The 16973-nt window shown below is 64.5% G+C and carries 14 protein-coding genes and 1 pseudogene; 12 read left to right on the forward strand and 3 right to left on the reverse strand.

Features of this window, described 5'->3' with window-relative positions; all coding sequences use genetic code 11:
• Window positions 1–134 precede the first annotated feature (134 nt).
• Window positions 135–1436, reverse strand: a complete 1302-nt coding sequence (locus ABYB95_RS04630) for a type IV pili methyl-accepting chemotaxis transducer N-terminal domain-containing protein (protein ID WP_372657287.1) — start codon at window positions 1434–1436, stop codon at window positions 135–137.
• A 332-nt stretch (window positions 1437–1768) separates the two neighbouring features.
• Here ABYB95_RS04630 and nirB point away from each other — a divergent pair, with 332 nt between their 5' ends.
• The 10 genes from nirB to ABYB95_RS04680 all read left to right on the forward strand — a co-directional run bounded on the left by nirB (window position 1769) and on the right by ABYB95_RS04680 (window position 13632).
• Window positions 1769–4243, forward strand: a complete 2475-nt coding sequence (gene nirB, locus ABYB95_RS04635) for a nitrite reductase large subunit NirB (protein ID WP_372657288.1) — start codon at window positions 1769–1771, stop codon at window positions 4241–4243.
• Window positions 4244–4251: 8 nt separating this feature from the next.
• On the forward strand, window positions 4252–5031 hold the full coding sequence (locus tag ABYB95_RS04640) for a type IV pili methyl-accepting chemotaxis transducer N-terminal domain-containing protein (RefSeq protein WP_372657290.1): 780 nt from the start codon (window positions 4252–4254) through the stop codon (window positions 5029–5031).
• 15 nt (window positions 5032–5046) lie between these two features.
• The gene (nirD, locus tag ABYB95_RS04645) at window positions 5047–5442 is read left to right on the forward strand and encodes a nitrite reductase small subunit NirD (protein ID WP_372657291.1); all 396 of its coding nucleotides are present in this window, start codon (window positions 5047–5049) and stop codon (window positions 5440–5442) included.
• Entirely contained in the window at window positions 5439–8324 is a 2886-nt protein-coding gene (locus ABYB95_RS04650) for a molybdopterin-dependent oxidoreductase (RefSeq protein WP_372657292.1), read from the forward strand. The genes nirD and ABYB95_RS04650 overlap by 4 nt, the downstream gene beginning before the upstream one ends.
• A gap of 62 nt (window positions 8325–8386) precedes the next feature.
• On the forward strand, window positions 8387–9292 hold the full coding sequence (gene ybiB, locus ABYB95_RS04655; RefSeq protein WP_372657293.1) for a DNA-binding protein YbiB: 906 nt from the start codon (window positions 8387–8389) through the stop codon (window positions 9290–9292).
• Window positions 9289–10089 (forward strand): uroporphyrinogen-III C-methyltransferase, encoded by an 801-nt coding sequence (gene cobA / locus ABYB95_RS04660; protein ID WP_372657294.1) that lies wholly within the window; start codon window positions 9289–9291, stop codon window positions 10087–10089. The genes ybiB and cobA overlap by 4 nt, the downstream gene beginning before the upstream one ends.
• Before the next feature lie 159 nt (window positions 10090–10248).
• Window positions 10249–11373: a sterol desaturase family protein gene (locus ABYB95_RS04665; protein ID WP_372657295.1), complete on the forward strand. Its 1125-nt coding sequence runs from the start codon at window positions 10249–10251 to the stop codon at window positions 11371–11373.
• 4 nt (window positions 11374–11377) lie between these two features.
• On the forward strand, window positions 11378–12613 hold the full coding sequence (locus ABYB95_RS04670; RefSeq protein WP_372657296.1) for an NAD(P)/FAD-dependent oxidoreductase: 1236 nt from the start codon (window positions 11378–11380) through the stop codon (window positions 12611–12613).
• Between the two features lie 221 nt (window positions 12614–12834).
• Window positions 12835–13047 carry a 30S ribosomal protein S21 gene (gene rpsU, locus ABYB95_RS04675; RefSeq protein WP_056273869.1) on the forward strand — a complete coding sequence of 71 codons (213 nt, stop codon included), beginning with the start codon at window positions 12835–12837 and terminating at the stop codon, window positions 13045–13047.
• 138 nt (window positions 13048–13185) lie between these two features.
• Window positions 13186–13632 (forward strand): GatB/YqeY domain-containing protein, encoded by a 447-nt coding sequence (locus ABYB95_RS04680; protein WP_372657298.1) that lies wholly within the window; start codon window positions 13186–13188, stop codon window positions 13630–13632.
• Between the two features lie 106 nt (window positions 13633–13738).
• On the opposite strand, the gene ABYB95_RS04685 is transcribed toward ABYB95_RS04680, so the two are convergent.
• Together ABYB95_RS04685 and pmbA are read right to left on the reverse strand one after the other, a co-directional pair.
• Window positions 13739–14542: a DUF4399 domain-containing protein gene (locus tag ABYB95_RS04685; protein ID WP_372657300.1), complete on the reverse strand. Its 804-nt coding sequence runs from the start codon at window positions 14540–14542 to the stop codon at window positions 13739–13741.
• 14 nt (window positions 14543–14556) lie between these two features.
• Window positions 14557–16002 (reverse strand): metalloprotease PmbA, encoded by a 1446-nt coding sequence (gene pmbA / locus ABYB95_RS04690; RefSeq protein WP_372657302.1) that lies wholly within the window; start codon window positions 16000–16002, stop codon window positions 14557–14559.
• A gap of 77 nt (window positions 16003–16079) precedes the next feature.
• Between pmbA and yjgA the strand changes: the two genes are divergently transcribed.
• Window positions 16080–16733, forward strand: coding sequence for a ribosome biogenesis factor YjgA (gene yjgA, locus ABYB95_RS04695; protein ID WP_372657303.1), 654 nt, complete (start codon window positions 16080–16082; stop codon window positions 16731–16733).
• Window positions 16730–16973, forward strand: a pseudogene (locus ABYB95_RS04700) (molybdopterin adenylyltransferase); the annotation flags it as partial. The gene yjgA and the pseudogene ABYB95_RS04700, both read left to right, overlap by 4 nt.

Raw genomic sequence — 16973 nt, forward strand, 5'->3', positions numbered from 1 at the left:
GCCATGGCATGCCCTCGCCCGCCGAGCGCCCGGCTTTTCAGATCCCGGCGTGGGCAGCTTTGCGGCGCTCTGGGCACCACCCGGTCCCACGAAACGCACACATTCGGTGCACAACGGATACAAGCCCAGCATGCTCAGCCCAGCAGCATCTGCATGCTGCGCTCGTATTGGGTCGCCAACTGCTCAAAAACATCGAGCAGGTTTTCGCTGGCCTGGGCCAGGCCCTCGGCCCGGTCCAGACGGTCCTGGGTGGCCAAGGGGAGCGCAAAGGCCACGCCGGTCAACATTTGTTGCCACCCCTGCGCCGCCAATACCAGGTCTTGCCGGATGTCGGCCGAAGTCAGCGGCAGGCCTTGCAAGTCTTTCAAACCGGTTTCGAATTCGGTGCGCACCGCGTCCAGCGCGGGCGCACCCGCCTGCCAGCCGCTGCCACCCAGAAAGCCCAGCAGCGCCAGCTTGGCAAAGCGCTGCGACAACATGCGCTGGCGTCCGGCCAGGTTGAGCACGCGCAAGGGGGCGGCCGAACCCGCCTGCTGCAGGCCCAGGGTCAGCTGCTCGGCCTCCTGCAGCAAACGCTCGGCCAGTCTGTCCACCTCGGCCACATCGGCGGCCTTGGGCGGGCCTTGCAAGCGCTTCTTCAACTGGGTCCAGGTGAGTTCCACCGGCAGCAGCCAGGCGTCAAACGTGGGGCGCGCCAGGTGTTTGTTCAGCACCGCCAGGTTGTCGTCGATGCGCTGCACCGACTCGGCCAGCCGCACCGCGTGCACACGCTGCCGCCCCAGCGCGAGCCGCAGCAGATAGAGCTTGACCAGCCGCTGCGACAACATGCGCAGTTGCCCGGCCCGGTTCACGCCATCGGCAAAACGTGCCGAATGCAGAATGTGGCCCGACACCTGGCCCAGGCGCTGGCCGCTGTGCATGGCCGCGTTGCGCAGCATCTCGAAAGCCGCGTCGTCGCTGAGCTGGCGCGCCTGCATCAGCACGCCTTTGGCGCGCTCCACCAGCTTGCGCTCCTCAAAGCGCTGACCCAGTTCGCGCAATTCGCTGCGCAAGCCCTGCTCGTGCCGAAAGCGCGCGCGGCACAACTGCACCAGCGCGGGCAGGCGCGCCGCGCTGTAAGCACCGACCTCATAGCCGTGCATGCCCGCAGCCACCGCCCGCTCGGCGTGTTGGGGGTCGGGATCGGTGGTGAACACCAGCAGCGGCCGGGGCGCTTGTTCGGCCAGGGCTTCGGCGGCCTGGAACAGCGCTTCTTGCGGGCTTGCGGCGTGCACCACCACCACATCTGGTGCATGGGTCTGCACCGCCTGCACCAGATTGCGGCAATCCACCAGCACGGCCAGCACCTGTACACCCGCCGCCAACAGGTGTTCCTGCGCTGTGGCGGCGTCAAGGCCACCTGCCGTGTCATCGGTAAAAAGAAGCGCGGAAGTCATGGATCCAGAGGGAAAACAGAGGAAAAAGGGTCTGCAGGGCCCGGATTTTTGCAGGCCGCCGGAAACCTTTGCAAGGGCTGCGCCCGCCAAGCTTCGATCATATGGCACAGGTCTTGCATAGATTCTTTCGAGCGCAACGGCGCGCTCACCCCGACCCCGGCGTCGCGGACGCTGCACACAACGACGTGTGCAGCGAGACCCTGGAGTGGCCAGTCATGGCCTTTGCTCCCCCACGAATTCCCCCTGCCTTTTCCAGTCTGCTCAGGCGCGCGTGCTCCTGTACTGGCACAGGCATTGCTCAATACCCAACCTAGCTATCTGGAGTAGATGCGATGAAAAAGTCAAAACTGGTGATGATCGGCAACGGCATGGCCGGCGTGCGCGCCCTTGAGGAATTGCTCAAGATCGCACCCGAGCTCTACGACATCACGGTGTTCGGTGCCGAGCCACACCCGAACTACAACCGCATCCTGCTCTCGCCGGTGCTGGCGGGTGAACAGACGCTCGACGAGATCGTGCTCAACGACTGGAGCTGGTACACCGACAACGCCGTCACGCTACACGCCGGTTGCTGGGTCACCGAGGTCGACCGCATCAAGCGCGTGGTGCACGGCAAGAACGCCGCGGGCGAAGTGATCAGCGCGCCCTACGACCGCCTCATCATGGCCACCGGCTCCAACCCCTTCATCCTGCCGATTCCCGGCAAAGACCTCGAAGGTGTGCTGGCCTACCGCGACATCGCCGACACCCAGGCCATGATCGACGCGGCCACCGTGTACAAGCACGCGGTGGTGATCGGTGGTGGCCTGCTCGGCCTGGAGGCGGCCAACGGCCTGATGAAGCGCGGCATGACGGTGAGCGTGGTGCATGTGGCGCCCTGGCTGATGGAGCGCCAGCTGGACGACGCAGCCGGCAAGCTGCTGCAGCAGTCCCTGCAATCGCGCGGCATGCAGTTTTTGATGGGCGCACAAACCCAGGAGCTGGTGGGCGACAAGGACGACGGCAAGGGCGGGCGGGTCAAGGCCATCCGCTTCAAGGACGGTTCCGAAGTGGCGGCCGATCTGGTGGTGATGGCGGTCGGCATTCGCCCCAACACCGCGCTGGCCGAAAGCATGCGCCTGCACGTGAACAAGGGCATCGTGGTCAGCGACACGCTGCAAACCGTGACCGACCCACGCATTTACGCCGTTGGCGAATGCGCCGCGCACCGGGGCATTGCCTACGGTCTGGTGGCACCGCTGTTTGAGCAGGGCAAGGTCTTGGCCACCCACCTGGCCGAATTCGGCATTGGCCGCTACAGCGGTTCGCTCACCTCGACCAAGCTCAAGGTCACCGGCATCGACCTCTTTTCAGCCGGCAACTTCATGGGCGGCGCCGACACCGAAGAAATCGTGATGAGCGACCCGTTCGCGGGCGTCTACAAAAAGCTGGTGATCCAGGGCGACAAGCTGGTGGGCGCCTGCTTGTACGGCGACACGGTGGACGGCAGCTGGTACTTCAAATTGCTGCGCGATGGCCGCAGCGTGGCCGACATCCGCGACCGCCTCATGTTCGGCGAATCCAACATCGGTGACGTGGGCCACGAGGGCCACAGCAAAGCCGCCGCCATGGCCGACACCGACGAGGTCTGCGGCTGCAACGGCGTCACCAAGGGCACCATCTGCAAGGTCATCAAGGAAAAAGGCCTGTTCACTTTGGAAGAAGTGAAAAAGCACACCAAGGCCAGCGCTTCCTGCGGCTCCTGCACCGGCCTGGTTGAACAGATTCTGATGTTCACCGCCGGTGGCGACTACTCCGCCACGCCCAAGCTCAAGCCCATGTGCGCGTGTACCGACATGGGCCACCAGGCCGTGCGCGACGCCATCCGCCAGCCGCTGAACGACGGCAGCAAACTGCTCACCACCAGCGACGTGTTCAGCCACCTGGGCTGGAAAACACCCAATGGCTGCGCCAGCTGCCGCCCGGCCATCAACTACTACCTCATCAGCACCTGGCCCAAAGAGGCGAAGGACGATCCGCAGAGCCGCTACATCAACGAGCGCAGCCACGCCAACATCCAGAAAGACGGCACCTATTCGGTGATCCCGCGCATGTGGGGTGGCGAGACCACGGCCGACGAGCTGCGCCGCATCGCCGACGCGGTGGACAAGTACCAGATCCCCACCGTCAAAGTCACCGGCGGCCAGCGCATCGACTTGCTGGGTGTGAAAAAGGAAGACCTGCAAAACGTCTGGAACGACATCGGCATGCCCAGTGGCCACGCGTATGCAAAGGCACTGCGCACGGTGAAAACCTGCGTCGGTTCCGAGTGGTGCCGCATGGGCACGCAAGACAGCACGCAAATGGGCAAAGACCTGGAAAAAGCCATGTGGCGCATGTACGCACCGCACAAGGTCAAGTTCGCGGTCTCGGGCTGCCCGCGCAATTGCGCCGAAGCCGGCATCAAGGACGTGGGCATCATCGGTGTGGACAGCGGCTGGGAAATGGTGATCGCGGGCAACGGCGGCATCAAAACCGAAGTGGCGCACTTCTTCACCAAGCTCAAAACCGCCGAAGAGGTGCTGGAGTACACCGGCGCCTTCATGCAGCTCTACCGCCTGGAAGGCTGGTACCTGGAACGCACGGTGCACTACGTGAACCGCGTGGGCCTGGACTATGTGAAGAAAAAAATCTTGGAGGACCACGAAGGCCGCAAAGCCCTGTGGGCACAACTGCAGGCCGCGCTCGACGGCGAGCCCGATCCCTGGTTCGAAACCCAGAAGGCCGCCGTGGACACGCGCCAGTTCATTCCGCTGATCCCCGCCTGATGCCGACCATGCAACGCAGACATTTTGTGATCCTGGCCGGTGCGACCAGCCTGGGCGTGCAAGCCCAGGTCAGCGACCTGAACGACGCCATCAACAAGGCCGGGCGCCAGCGCATGCTCTCGCAACGCATGGGCAAGGCCTGGCTGGCCCTGGTGCACAAGACCGAAAGCGCCAGCGCGCAAACGGTGCTGGACCGCTCCATGGCCTTGTTCGACCGCCAATTGGTGGAGCTCAAAGCCTTTGCACCCAGCGCCGATATCCGCGAAACCTACCGCCAGCTGGAAACGGTCTGGAGCGCGTACAAGGCGACGCTGGTCGGTGCCAGCCCGGACAAAGCCGGTGCTGCGGCGATGCTCAAGACCGACGCCCAGGTGCTGGCTTTGGCGCACCAGGGCACGGTGCAATACGAAGCCTTGTCGGGCCGTCCGGTGGGCAAGTTGGTCAACATCGCCGGACGCCAGCGCATGCTCTCTCAACGCATGGCCAAGTTCTACTTTGCCGCGACGCTGCCGGTCGATGCCAGCGTGGCCGCGACCGAGATCGGCAAGGCGCGCAGCGACTTCCTGAGCGCCATGGAGCTGCTCAGAAACGCGCCCGAAGCCACCGACCGCATCCGTTCCGAACTGGAGCTGGCCGACGGCCAGTGGTTCTTCTTCGACCGGGCGCTGGGCCGCATGGAGAGCACCAGCAAGTCCGCCCAACCGCTGTCCGATGTGTTCGTGACCAGCGAAAACCTGTTGAGCGTCATGGACCGCATCACCGGTCTGTACGCCGCCGTCAAAACCTGAAGTACTGGAACCACCATGAGCCAATGGAAACCTATCTGCAAAGTCGAAGACATTCCCGTGCTGGGTTCGCGCCGCGTGGCGCGTGAAAATGGCCTGGACGTGGCCGTCTTTCGCAACGACAAGGACGAAGTCTTCGCCCTGCTTGACCGCTGCCCGCACAAGGGCGGGCCGCTCTCGCAAGGCATTGTGTTCGGCACCAGCGTGGCCTGCCCGCTGCACAACTGGACCATCGGCCTGGACAGCGGTTGCGCCAAAGAACCCGACGAAGGCTGCACGCCCCGTTTTGCGGTCCAGGTCACCGATGGCCAGGTGTTTCTGGACGCCCAGGAACTGGCCACCCTCGCCACCGATCTGACCCGCCCGGTGGCCGGTCCCGCACGGCGCGTCACACCCATCAACGCCGCCGCATGAGCGAAGAAACCCGCTCCACCTGCCCCTACTGCGGTGTGGGCTGCGGTGTGATCATCGAAACCGAGGCCCAGCAGATCGTGGGCGTGCGCGGCGATCCGGACCACCCGGCCAACTTCGGTCGGCTCTGCTCCAAAGGGTCGACCCTGCACCTGACGGCCACGCCCGCCGTGACGCGCCAGACCCGTCTGCTGCAACCGCTGTCCCGCCTGGAGCGCGGCGGCCAGCCAAGGCCGGTCTCGTGGGACGACGCGCTGGACGTGGCCACCGAACGCTTTGCCACCACCGTGCAAGCGCACGGCCCCGACGCGGTGGGCTTTTACATCAGCGGCCAGTTGCTGACCGAGGACTACTACGTCTTCAACAAGCTGGCCAAGGGCTTGATCGGCACCAACAACATCGACACCAATTCGCGTCTGTGCATGAGCAGCGCGGTGGCGGGCTACAAGCTCACCCTGGGTGCCGACGCACCGCCCGCCTGCTACGACGACGTGAACCACGCGCAGTGTTTGTTCATCGTCGGCAGCAACACGGCTTTTGCCCACCCGGTGCTGTTTCGCCGCATCGAAGACGCGCGGGCGAAAAACCCCGACATGAAGGTGATCGTGGCCGATCCGCGCCGCACCGACACCGCCGGCATGGCCGACCTGTACCTGCCCCTGCAACCGGGCAGCGACGTGATGCTGTTCCACGGCCTGCTGCACATCATGCTGTGGGAAGGCTGGACCAACGCGGCCTGGATCGAACAACACACGAGCGGCTTCAACGAACTCAAAACCCTGGTGCGCGAATGCACGCCCGAACGCGTGTCGCAGATCTGTGGTCTGAGCAAAGACGATTTGTTCACCGCGGCGCGCTGGTTCGCCACCTCCCCGGCCACCCTGAGCCTGTATTGCCAGGGTCTGAACCAGAGCAGCAGCGGCACCGCCAAAAACGCCAGCCTGATCAACCTGCACCTGGCCACCGGCCAGATCGGCAAACCCGGTGCCGGGCCGTTCAGCCTCACCGGCCAACCCAATGCCATGGGCGGGCGCGAAGTCGGCGGCCTGTCCAACCTGATCTCGGCCCACCGCGACATGGCCAACCCCCAGCACCGCGCCGAAGTGGCGGCTCTGTGGGGCGTGCCCTCGGTGCCGGAAAAGCCCGGCAAATCCGCCGTGGACCTGTTCGAAGCCGCCGCCGACGGCGAGGTCAAGGCGCTCTGGATCGCCTGCACCAACCCGGCGCAATCCATGCCCAACCAGGCCACGGTGCGCCGCGCCCTGCAGCGCGCCGAATTCGTGGTGGTGCAAGAGGCCTTCGCCACCGCCGCCACCTGCGATTACGCCGACCTGCTGCTGCCCGCCACCACCTGGGGCGAAAAAGAAGGCACGGTGACCAACAGCGAGCGCCGCATCAGCCGGGTGCGCGCAGCCATACCGGCCCCGGGTGAAGCGCGCCACGACTGGCAGATCGTGGTCGATTTCGCCCGCAAGCTGGAAAGCCGCCTGGTGGCTCGATCTGGGTCATCCGCCGTTCGGGCTGAGCCTGTCGAAGCCCCTGCCAGCACAGACCGCGAGCTGGCTTCGACCGCCCCAGCGCAAACCGATGGCAAGGTCAAGCCAGCCGGTGGTTCGCTCTTCCCGTACACCAACCCCGAATCCATCTGGCTCGAACACCGCGAATCCACGCGCGGACGCGACCTCGACATCACCGGCCTGTCTTACGCCCAACTGGAATCGCAAGGCCCACAGCAATGGCCCATCAAGACCGGCGAGACCCAAGGCCAGGCCCGTTTGTACGAAGACGGGGTCTTTCCCACCGCCGACGGGCGCGCCCGCTTTGCCGCCCTGCCCTATGTGCCGCTGGCCGAGCCGCGCGAATCGCGCTACCCGTTTTCGCTCACCACCGGACGCCTGCGCGACCAGTGGCACGGTATGACGCGCACCGGCACGCTGGGCCGTTTGTTCGGCCATGTGGCCGAACCCGCGGTGCAGTTGCACCCGCAAGACATGACCGAGCGGGGTCTGGTCGATGGCGACTTGGTGCATGTGACCAGCAAGCGCGGCTCCATCCTGGTGCCGGCACAGGCCAGCGCAGACATTGCACCGGCCCAGGCTTTCATCGCCATGCATTGGGGCGCTGAATACCTGAGCGGCTGCAGCAGCGTGGGCGAGCCGCTGGCCGGCGTGAACGCGCTGACCACATCGGCCTACTGCCCCACCTCCAAGCAACCCGAGCTCAAGCACGCAGCGGTCAAGGTGCTCAAAGCCGAGCTGCCCTGGACCTTGCTGGGCGTGGCCTGGTTGCCCGAAACGCAGGCACTGGCCTCGCGCGAAGCCTTGCGGGCCTTGATGGCGCGGTTTCCTTTTGCTTCCTGCGTGCCCTTCGGGCGCGAACGCACCGGTTTGCTGTTCCGGGCGGCCGCCCACGAAGCGCCCGATCAAGGCTTGATCGAACAGATCGAAGCGCTGCTCGGCCTCAACACCGCCGACACCTTGCGCTATGCGGATCGCCGCCTGATGCAGCGCCGTGCGGTGCGCTTGCGCCAGCAAGGCCAGCAACGCCAACTCGAAGGCTTTTTGCTGGCCGGCGACACCAGCGCCGAGGTCTGGCTCAAAACCTTGTTGCAAGACGAACTGCCCGCCGACGCCTACGGCCGCCTGCTGCTCATGCCGGGCGCCAAAGCGCCGGTGGCGGTGGTGGCCCGGGGCAAGCAGATCTGCACCTGCTTCAACGTGACCGAAGAAGCGATCACCGACGAGCTCCAGCGCTGCGAAGGCGGTAGCGAGCAGCGCCTGGACTGCTTGCAAAAGCGCCTGCAGTGTGGCACCAATTGCGGCTCCTGCGTGCCCGAGCTGAAACGCTTGATCCAGAGCCACCCCCTGCCTTTGGTATCCGCTTGATACCGATGCCCATCCGGCCCATATAACTCGAAGTCATCAGACATCGCCGACAATTGCGCGCTATGGGCATCGGTCAATACATCAAAGAAATCGGACGCGGCAAAGACGGCGCGCGGGCGCTCACGCGCGAGCAGGCCACCGACCTCATGGGTCAGGTGCTGGACGGTGAGGTCACCGATCTCGAAATAGGTGGCTTTTGCCTGGCCATGCGCATCAAGGGCGAAACCAACCTGGAAATGGCCGGATTTCTGGACGCTGCCCACACCCGGCTGCACAAACTGCCCGACAACGGCCACACCACCGTGGTGCTGCCCAGCTACAACGGTGCGCGCAAACTGCCGGTGCTCACGCCCTTGCTCGCCTTGCTGTTGGCACGCGAAGGTGCGGCCGTCATGGTGCACGGCACGGCCACCGAGGACAAACGCGTGTTCGCCGCCGGCGTGTTCAACGAACTCGGCCTGCCGCCCGCGACCAGCGCGCCCCATATTGCCGCGGGCAGCGCCGCCTTTGTGCCGACCGAAGTGCTGTGCCCCGCGCTCAAACGCCTGCTCGACGTGCGGCGCGCGGTCGGCCTGCGCAATCCGGCGCACAGCATGGTCAAGCTCATGACACCGTGCACCGGCAAGGCCTTCATCGTCAGCAGCTACACCCACCCGGAATACGCGGTGTCCATGGCCGATACCTTTGCCTTGGTGGGCGCCCACGCGATGTTGCTGCGCGGCACCGAAGGCGAATCCGTGGCCGATGCGCGGCGCACGCCGCAAATGGACGTGTTCCGCGACGGCCAGCGGCATTTGGTCCAGCCCCAGCAGGCAGGCCCGCTGGTCAAGCTGCCATCGCTGCCGACCGAGGTCGATGCCGCGTCCACCGCCCACTACATCCGTGCGGTACTGCACGGCGATTTGCCCGTGCCCACCCCGATTGCCCTGCAGGTGGAACACATCTTGCAAGAGATTCGCTCACCATGAAGCACCAGCCCGAAACCCAAGCCCACCCGTTCCACCCGGGAACCGTGACCCTGGTCGGCGCGGGTCCGGGCGACCCGGAATTGCTCACCCTCAAGGCTGTGCGCGCCCTGTCAGAAGCCACGGTATTGCTGGTGGACGATCTGGTGAGCGAAGCGGTGCTGGCCCATGCCTCGCCCAGCGCCCGCATCATCCACGTTGGCAAACGTGGCGGCTGCAAGAGCACGCCCCAGGCTTTTATTGAAAAACTGATGATCATGGCCGCGCGCGAAGGCGAGGTGGTGGTGCGCCTCAAGGGCGGCGACCCTTTCATCTTTGGCCGCGGCGGAGAAGAAGTCGAACACCTGCGCGCAGCGGGCATTCCGGTGCAGGTGGTCAATGGCATCACCGCCGGTCTGGCGGCCATGACTTCGCTCAACGCGCCGCTCACGCACCGCGAACACGCGCACGGCGTGATCTTCGTCACCGGCCACGCCAAGCCCGGCGACCGGGGCACCGATTGGCCACAACTCGCCGCCACCGCACGCGACGCCAAGCTCACCCTCGTGATCTACATGGGCGTGTCCAGCGCGGCCCACATCCAGACCGAACTGCTCACCGGCCTGCCCGCCAGCACGCCGCTGGCCGTGATCCAGCGCGCCAGCCTGCCCGACCAGCGGCACGCCGTCACCACCCTGGGTGGACTGCTGACCACCATCGCCACCGAACAGCTCGGCAGCCCGGCCATCATCGTGGTCGGCGACGTGGTGCGCGGTGTGGCCGCCATCGATCTGCCGCAGACCTTGATCCGCAGCGCCTGAAGGCATCCGCCTGTTTGGGCTCTTTGGAGCCCATGCATTTCACCCCCGGTACAAACCGCGCTCGAAGCACGCCACGGTATCCGCCTCGGCACGGGCGGCTAAACTCCCCGGCACACGTCCAACAGCGCGTGGCTCATGTACAAAAAAGGGGGAGTCTCCATGCTGAAAAAAATCAACGATTTCACCGAAAGCCACGGTGCCCTGCAACCGGGTCGTGGCCTGGTCACCGGCGTGGTGGCCCTGAGCCTGGCCATGCTGTGTTTTCTCGGTGTACTGGCCTTCCACTTTCCCCAATACCTCACCACGCCCGAGCTGCGCAAAAGCTACGACGTGGCGACGATCCGGCAGCTGATGTTTGTGGCCATGGTGGTGGGCGGGGCTTTGAGCCTGGTCAACATCCTGTTCAACCGCTCGCGCTGGCTCTCGGCCTTTGCCTTTCTGCTGGTGGCGCTCACCGCCCTGCTCGGTGGCCACAAGGTGCCGGTGGGTGATTTCGCCGACGGCACGCCCTACATCGGCCTGGACTGGTTCATCCTGGACCTGCTGGGTTCGGCGCTGATCTTCATCTTCATCGAGAAGCTGTTTGCGCTGCGCAAGGACCAGCCGGTGTTCCGCCCCGAGTGGCAGACCGACCTGCACCACTTCATCGTCAACCACATGGTGATCGGCTTCATGCTGCTGGCCACCAACCTGCTGGTGCACAAACTCTTCGGGTGGGCCGCCAGCGACGGCATCCGGGGCTGGGTGGGCGGTCTGCCGCTCTGGGCCGCTCTGCCGCTGATCGTGCTGGTGGCCGACCTGGTGCAGTACTGGACCCACCGTGCCTACCACGAGGTGCCGCTGCTGTGGCGCCTGCACGCGGTGCACCACAGCGCCAAGCACATGGACTGGCTGGCCGGCTCGCGCCAGCACATCATCGAAATTTTGATCACCCGCACCCTGGTACTGGCACCCATTTTCACGCTGGGTTTTTCCAAGAACGTGATCGACGCCTACATCATCATCGTGGGCTTTCAGGCGGTGTTCAACCACGCCAATGTGAGCGCGCGCCTGGGGCCGTTGCGCTACCTCATCGTCACACCCAACTTCCACCACTGGCACCACAGCCAGGACCAGGAAGCGCTGGACAAGAACTACGCCGCCCACTACGCCTTTCTGGACCACCTGTTTGGCACGGCCGTGAAAAGCACCCGGCTCTGGCCCGAACAGTACGGCGTGCTCGGCGACTACGTGCCCAATGGCTTTTGGCGCCAGGTGAAGTTTCCCTTTGTCTGGAAGGGCTGAAGCGGTGTCCGCTACCTGGGACGTGGTGGTGATCGGCGCGGGGGCGGCGGGCCTGTTCTGTGCCGGTGCGGCAGGGCAACAAGGCTTGCGGGTGCTGCTGCTCGACCACAGCGAAAAAGTGGCCGAAAAGATCCGCATCTCCGGCGGTGGGCGCGCCAACTTCACCAACCGCGACATCGACCCGCGCGCGCCGCACAAGCACTTTCTGAGCGACAACCCGAACTTCTGCCGCTCCGCGCTGTCGCGCTACACGCCGCAGGACTTCATCGGACTGGTGCAGCGGCACAACATCGCCTTCCACGAAAAGCACAAGGGCCAGCTGTTTTGCGACCACTCGGCCGACGACCTGATCCAGATGCTGCTGCGCGAATGCGACGCCGGTGGCGTGCAGCGCTGGCAGCCCTGCGGTGTACAGGCTGTCCGGCTCGCGGGCCATGGCGGCTACGAACTCGACACCGACCGCGGTACCGTGCACAGCCACAACGTGGTGGTCGCCACCGGCGGCCTGTCCATCCCCAAGATCGGCGCCACCGACTTCGGCTACCGGATCGCCAAACAGTTCGGCCTGCGCCAGGTCGAGCCGCGCCCGGGCCTGGTGCCACTCACCTTCGACGGCGAAGCCTGGGCGCCCTACGCCCAGTTGGCGGGGCTGTCGCTGCCCGTGCTGATGGAAACCGGCAGCAAAAAGGCGCGCATGGCCTTCACCGAAGACCTGTTGTTCACCCACCGAGGCCTGTCGGGGCCCGCCGTTCTGCAGATTTCCAGCTATTGGCAGGCGGGCCAAGCGATCCGGCTCGATCTCGCCCCCCAAGCCGATCTGCCCGCCGCGCTCTCCCGGGCCAAAGCCACTTCGCGCAAATTGATTGCCAACGAGTTGGCCGGCCTGGTGCCCGCCCGGCTGGCCGACGCCTGGGTGCAACAAGACGCCGACTGGCAGCGCCCGGTGGCGGAAGCTAGCGACAAAGCGCTGGCGCGGCTGGCCGAGCGCCTGTCGCGCTGGGAACTCACGCCCACCGGGACCGAGGGCTACAAAAAGGCCGAGGTCACCCTGGGCGGCGTGGACACCCGCGAGCTATCGTCCCAAACCATGGAATCCACCCAAGCGGGTCTGTATTTCATCGGCGAAGTGGTGGACGTGACCGGTTGGTTGGGCGGCTACAACTTCCAGTGGGCCTGGGCCAGCGCCCATGCCTGCGCCCAGGCGCTGGGCGCCAAGAAGGCCGCACACAGCCTGGGCTGACCCCGGCAACGCCGAGAAAAGCCGGGAATCCACTCCCTTTTGCAAGCTGTCTCAACAGGGTGCAACCGGCAAATGCGGCAAACAGGGCTATAATCCAAGGCTTTGCTGGCAATGCCCCGCTGGCCAATACTAGTTAACAGGCGGGGAATTTTGCAGAAACGATGGCCAGGCCCGATCTTCCCAGTCATCCTCTATCTGCCCATTCTGGACACCATTCGCTAATGACGACCATCCGTGTAAAAGACAACGAGCCCTTTGACGTCGCTCTCCGCCGCTTCAAGCGCACCATCGAAAAACTCGGCCTGCTGACCGACTTGCGTGCCCGCGAGTTCTACGAGAAGCCCACCGCCGAGCGCAAGCGCAAGAAGGCTGCCGCCGTCAAGCGCCACTACAAGCGCGTGCGCTCCATGCAGCTGCCCAAAAAGCTGTACTGAGTACGCGGTGCTGCACAGGTCTGCCCTGACAGCACACAAAACAAGCCCGCTGGAGGACGCTCAGGCGGGCTTTTTTCATGGGGTTTTCCCTTTCCTCTTTTCGCTTTCACCACACCGCCTACGCAACGGAGCCTGACCATGAGCCTCAAAGACCAGATCACCGAAGACATGAAAACCGCCATGCGCGCCAAGGACAGTGAGCGCCTGGGCACCATCCGCCTGCTGCTGGCGGCGTTGAAGCAAAAAGAGGTGGACGAGCGGGTCGAGCTGGACGACACCATGGTGATCGCCATCGTCGACAAGCTGATCAAACAGCGCAAGGACAGCATCGAAGCCTTCACCAAGGCGGAACGCCAGGATCTCGCCGACAAGGAAGCGGCCGAACTGCTGGTGTTGCAGACCTATTTGCCGGCCCGCCTGTCGACCGAAGAAGTGGCGGCTGCGGTCAAGACCATCGTCGACGAACTCGGCGCCAAAGGCCCGGGCGACATGGGCAAGGTGATGGGAGCGGTCAAGACCCGTTTGGCGGGCAAAGCCGACATGGGCGCGGTTTCGGCTGCGGTCAAGGCGGCGCTGGCGGCCTGACGGCGCGCCCTGCGCGGTGATCCCCGCGCAGCAGAACGACCAAGTGCGCCAAAGTGCGCGTTTTCAGTGGGGAGCCGTCGGGTGCACGGCGCCCATGCTCTCCAGGTTATTCCACCACCATGCTGAGCCTGGCCGACTCGGCCAGCGTCTTGCCCGGGTTGAGGTTATCCAACAAATCCAGGCGCACGCCATAACTGCCCGCCGGTGGCGCCAGCCAAACCTCGGTCTGGCCATTGACGAAGTCCATCACCGCCGGTTCCCCGCGCCCCTTGGGCGTGAGCGTCAGCCGAAAATGTCCACTCTCAGCCGCCTTCTGGCTGAGGTGCGCTACGCTCAGACCCGAAGCATGGAACTGCATGCGAAACGGTGGGGTCACCACGGCACCGTCGGCCGGGCTGAGTATGGCAATACCGCTTTTCACCAAGCTTTTCGGATCCACGCCGCTGCGCTTGCCCGTGACAGTGATCTTCAACGGCTTGCTGTACACAAAATGCGGCAGATGTTTGTCGTCGGCCAACAGCAAACGCAAGGTGTAATCGCCCGGCTCCAGCGTCAACACCGTTTCCATCTGCCCTTTGCCAAAGTGGATGTACTGGTCGGTGAATGGCAGCGCCTCTTTGAAATTCAAGGGCAGATCGCGGTTCACCAGCAAATGGTGGTGGCCACTTTTCCCGGTGATCGGCTTGCTGATGGGGGCCAGACCCCAGCCTCCCGACAAACCAAAGGTGGCACGAAACGGTGTTTCGATCCGCGCGCCATCTTCCAGGTTGGTGAAATAGGCCTCCGGCGTGAGTCGCGGCAGCGCGGCTTGCCAGTCGTGTATTTCAGTGGGCGGCGCAACCAAAGGCGTTTGTGCCTCAGCATGCGCCCCAAAAGCCACGAAACACGCGGCAACCGCCCAACGCAACATGCGGGTTCTCATATTCAGCTTCCGGCCACTTTCATGCGATTGATGAGCATCGATCCGACCGTTTTTGCGCCGTAGTTATAGGTATCTGCACCAACCGCGTCCACTCCCTGGAACATGTCTTTGAGATTGCCTGCGATGGTGATTTCATGCACCGGGTAGGCAATTTCGCCATTCTCCACCCAATAACCTGAAGCGCCGCGCGAATAGTCGCCCGTCACGTAATTCACGCCCTGTCCCATGAGTTCTGTCACGAACAGACCGCGTCCCAGCTTGCGCAACATGGCGGGCAAATCGTCCTGTGGCTGCGTCAGGCGGCTGGTCAGGCTCAGGTTGTGTGAGCCCCCTGCGTTGCCGGTGGTGCGCATGCCCAACTTGCGCGCCGAATAACTGGATAGGAAATAGCCCTGCACACGGCCGGCGCTCAACACTTTGCGGCGCGTGGTGCGCACCCCTTCGTCGTCGAACGGTGCGCTGCCTTTGCCGTTGCGCAGGTGCGGCTCCTCCACGATGTCCAGGTGCTTGGCCAGCACGCGCTTGCCCAGGCTGTTTTCCAGGAACGTGGTCTTGCGGTAGAGCGCACCACCGCTGGTGGCCTGCACGTAGGCCCCCAGCAGGCCAGCCGCCATGGGCGACTCGAACAGCACCGGGCACTGCGTGGTGGCGATCTTGCGCCCGTTCAGGCGCGCCAGGGTGCGTTCGGCGGCATAGCGGCCCACCGCCTGCGGGCTGGCCAGATCCTGCGGACTGCGCGTCGAGCTGTACCAGCTGTCGCGCTGCATATGGGCCCCTTTGCCAGCGATGGGTGCGACCGACAGGCTGTGGCGCGAACTGGCGTAGCCTCCGCTGAAAATCCCCGGTTTTCCGCGCTCGCCGCCCCGCATGTGGGCAGAGAAAAAGTGCGACTGCTGGGCCGACACACCCGCGCCCTCGCTGTTGGTGATTTTTTTGCTGGTCTGGAGCGCCGCCGCTTCGCAGGCCAGTGCGATCTGCACCGCTTCCTCGGAATTGAGCGCCCAGGGGTGGAACAGGTCGAGGTCGGGGTAGGTGTCGGCGATGTCCGCAGCGTCGGGCAAGCCGGCCACCGGGTCTTCGGCGGTGAAGCGGGCGATGTCGTAAGCCGCCTGCACCGTCTGGCGAATGGCCGCTGCGGAGAAATCGGAGGTGGACGCGTTGCCGCGCTTTTGGCCCAGGTAAACCGTCACACCCAGGGATTTGTCGCGGTTGCGCTCCACATTTTCCAACTCACCCTTGCGCACCGAAACGCTCAGACCCGCGCCTTCGGAGACTTCGGCGGCGGCGTCGGACGCGCCCAATTGGAGCGCATGGGCCAGCGCCAAATCGACCAATTCTTCAAACTGGCTTCTGGCGTATTGAAATCCGGCTAGGGGTTTTGGCCCGCGATCGGCGGGAATGGAGAGGACCGCAGAAGGCTGCGACGGGGTGTGGGAGGCTTTTTTCATGTCGGAAGCTATGATACTTGGCGCTGGCATTCGCTGCCGACTTGCACGCAGGTGCCGATTCTCGAGACCCCAAAAACATGTCCCGCAAACCCAAAAAAGGCTATTTCGTCCGGGGGCAGTTCGTTGCCGAAGGCAGTGAACTCGACCTGGAGCTCAAGCGCGAGCTCAAGGGCACGGACGACATGAGCAAAACCGATCTGAAAAAATACAGCGACCGCTTGCAAGCACTGGGCGAAAGCCTGCTCACGCTGCGCGCCGACCTCATGGCGCGGCTGGATCTGTCTGAAAAGCTCATCGACGCGGTGGCCATGGCCCGCAAGATCACCAACTTCGAGGGCCGTCGCCGCCAGATGCAATTCATCGGCAAGCTGATGCGCGGTATCGACGAAGACACGCTGAAAGCGGTGGAAGCGGCCCTGGAAGAACAGACCAAGGGCTCGGCCGAACAAACCCTGTCCCTGCACCATGCCGAGCACTGGCGCGACCAGCTGGTGGCCGACGACACCGCCCTGACGCGCTGGCTGGAGCACGATCCACAGGCCGACGTGCAGCACTTGCGTGCCCTGATCCGACAGGCGCGCAAAGACGCACAAACCACGCAGGCACAGGAGCGCCCGGGCGAAGCGGTGCGGCATGGCAAGGCCTATCGCGAAATTTTCCAGGTGGTGCGCGCCCAGCTGTCCGGTGATGGCAGCGACGCGGCCACCGAGCCCGAGGACGGGGCACCATGAACAGCAACGCCAATACCGCCATCGATCCCGGTGCGGATCCGGTGCGCATCGGCATCGTCTCGGTCAGCGACCGCGCCAGCAGCGGCGTGTACCAGGACCAGGGCTTGCCCGCCTTGCAGGACTGGCTCACGCGGGCGCTGAAAAATCCCATCCATTTCGAACCGCGCCTGATACCCGACGAGCAAGAGCGGATCAGCGCCACCTTGATCGAGCTGGTGGACGCAGGCTGTTCGCTGGTAC

Source organism: Hydrogenophaga sp., assembly GCF_041633695.1.
Lineage (GTDB): Bacteria > Pseudomonadota > Gammaproteobacteria > Burkholderiales > Burkholderiaceae_C > Hydrogenophaga.

Bases quoted from the DNA above. Each gene is read 5' to 3' on its own strand.
- ybiB (WP_372657293.1), top strand. From the start codon at position 8,387: ATGGGCATCGGTCAATACATCAAAGAAATCGGACGCGGCAAAGACGGC.
- nirB (WP_372657288.1), top strand. From the start codon at position 1,769: ATGAAAAAGTCAAAACTGGTGATGATCGGCAACGGCATGGCCGGCGTG.
- yjgA (WP_372657303.1), top strand. From the start codon at position 16,080: ATGTCCCGCAAACCCAAAAAAGGCTATTTCGTCCGGGGGCAGTTCGTT.
- ABYB95_RS04650 (WP_372657292.1), top strand. From the start codon at position 5,439: ATGAGCGAAGAAACCCGCTCCACCTGCCCCTACTGCGGTGTGGGCTGC.
- ABYB95_RS04640 (WP_372657290.1), top strand. From the start codon at position 4,252: ATGCAACGCAGACATTTTGTGATCCTGGCCGGTGCGACCAGCCTGGGC.
- pmbA (WP_372657302.1), bottom strand. From the start codon at position 16,002: ATGAAAAAAGCCTCCCACACCCCGTCGCAGCCTTCTGCGGTCCTCTCC.
- ABYB95_RS04665 (WP_372657295.1), top strand. From the start codon at position 10,249: ATGCTGAAAAAAATCAACGATTTCACCGAAAGCCACGGTGCCCTGCAA.
- ABYB95_RS04680 (WP_372657298.1), top strand. From the start codon at position 13,186: ATGAGCCTCAAAGACCAGATCACCGAAGACATGAAAACCGCCATGCGC.
- ABYB95_RS04685 (WP_372657300.1), bottom strand. From the start codon at position 14,542: ATGTTGCGTTGGGCGGTTGCCGCGTGTTTCGTGGCTTTTGGGGCGCAT.
- nirD (WP_372657291.1), top strand. From the start codon at position 5,047: ATGAGCCAATGGAAACCTATCTGCAAAGTCGAAGACATTCCCGTGCTG.
- ABYB95_RS04630 (WP_372657287.1), bottom strand. From the start codon at position 1,436: ATGACTTCCGCGCTTCTTTTTACCGATGACACGGCAGGTGGCCTTGAC.
- rpsU (WP_056273869.1), top strand. From the start codon at position 12,835: ATGACGACCATCCGTGTAAAAGACAACGAGCCCTTTGACGTCGCTCTC.
- cobA (WP_372657294.1), top strand. From the start codon at position 9,289: ATGAAGCACCAGCCCGAAACCCAAGCCCACCCGTTCCACCCGGGAACC.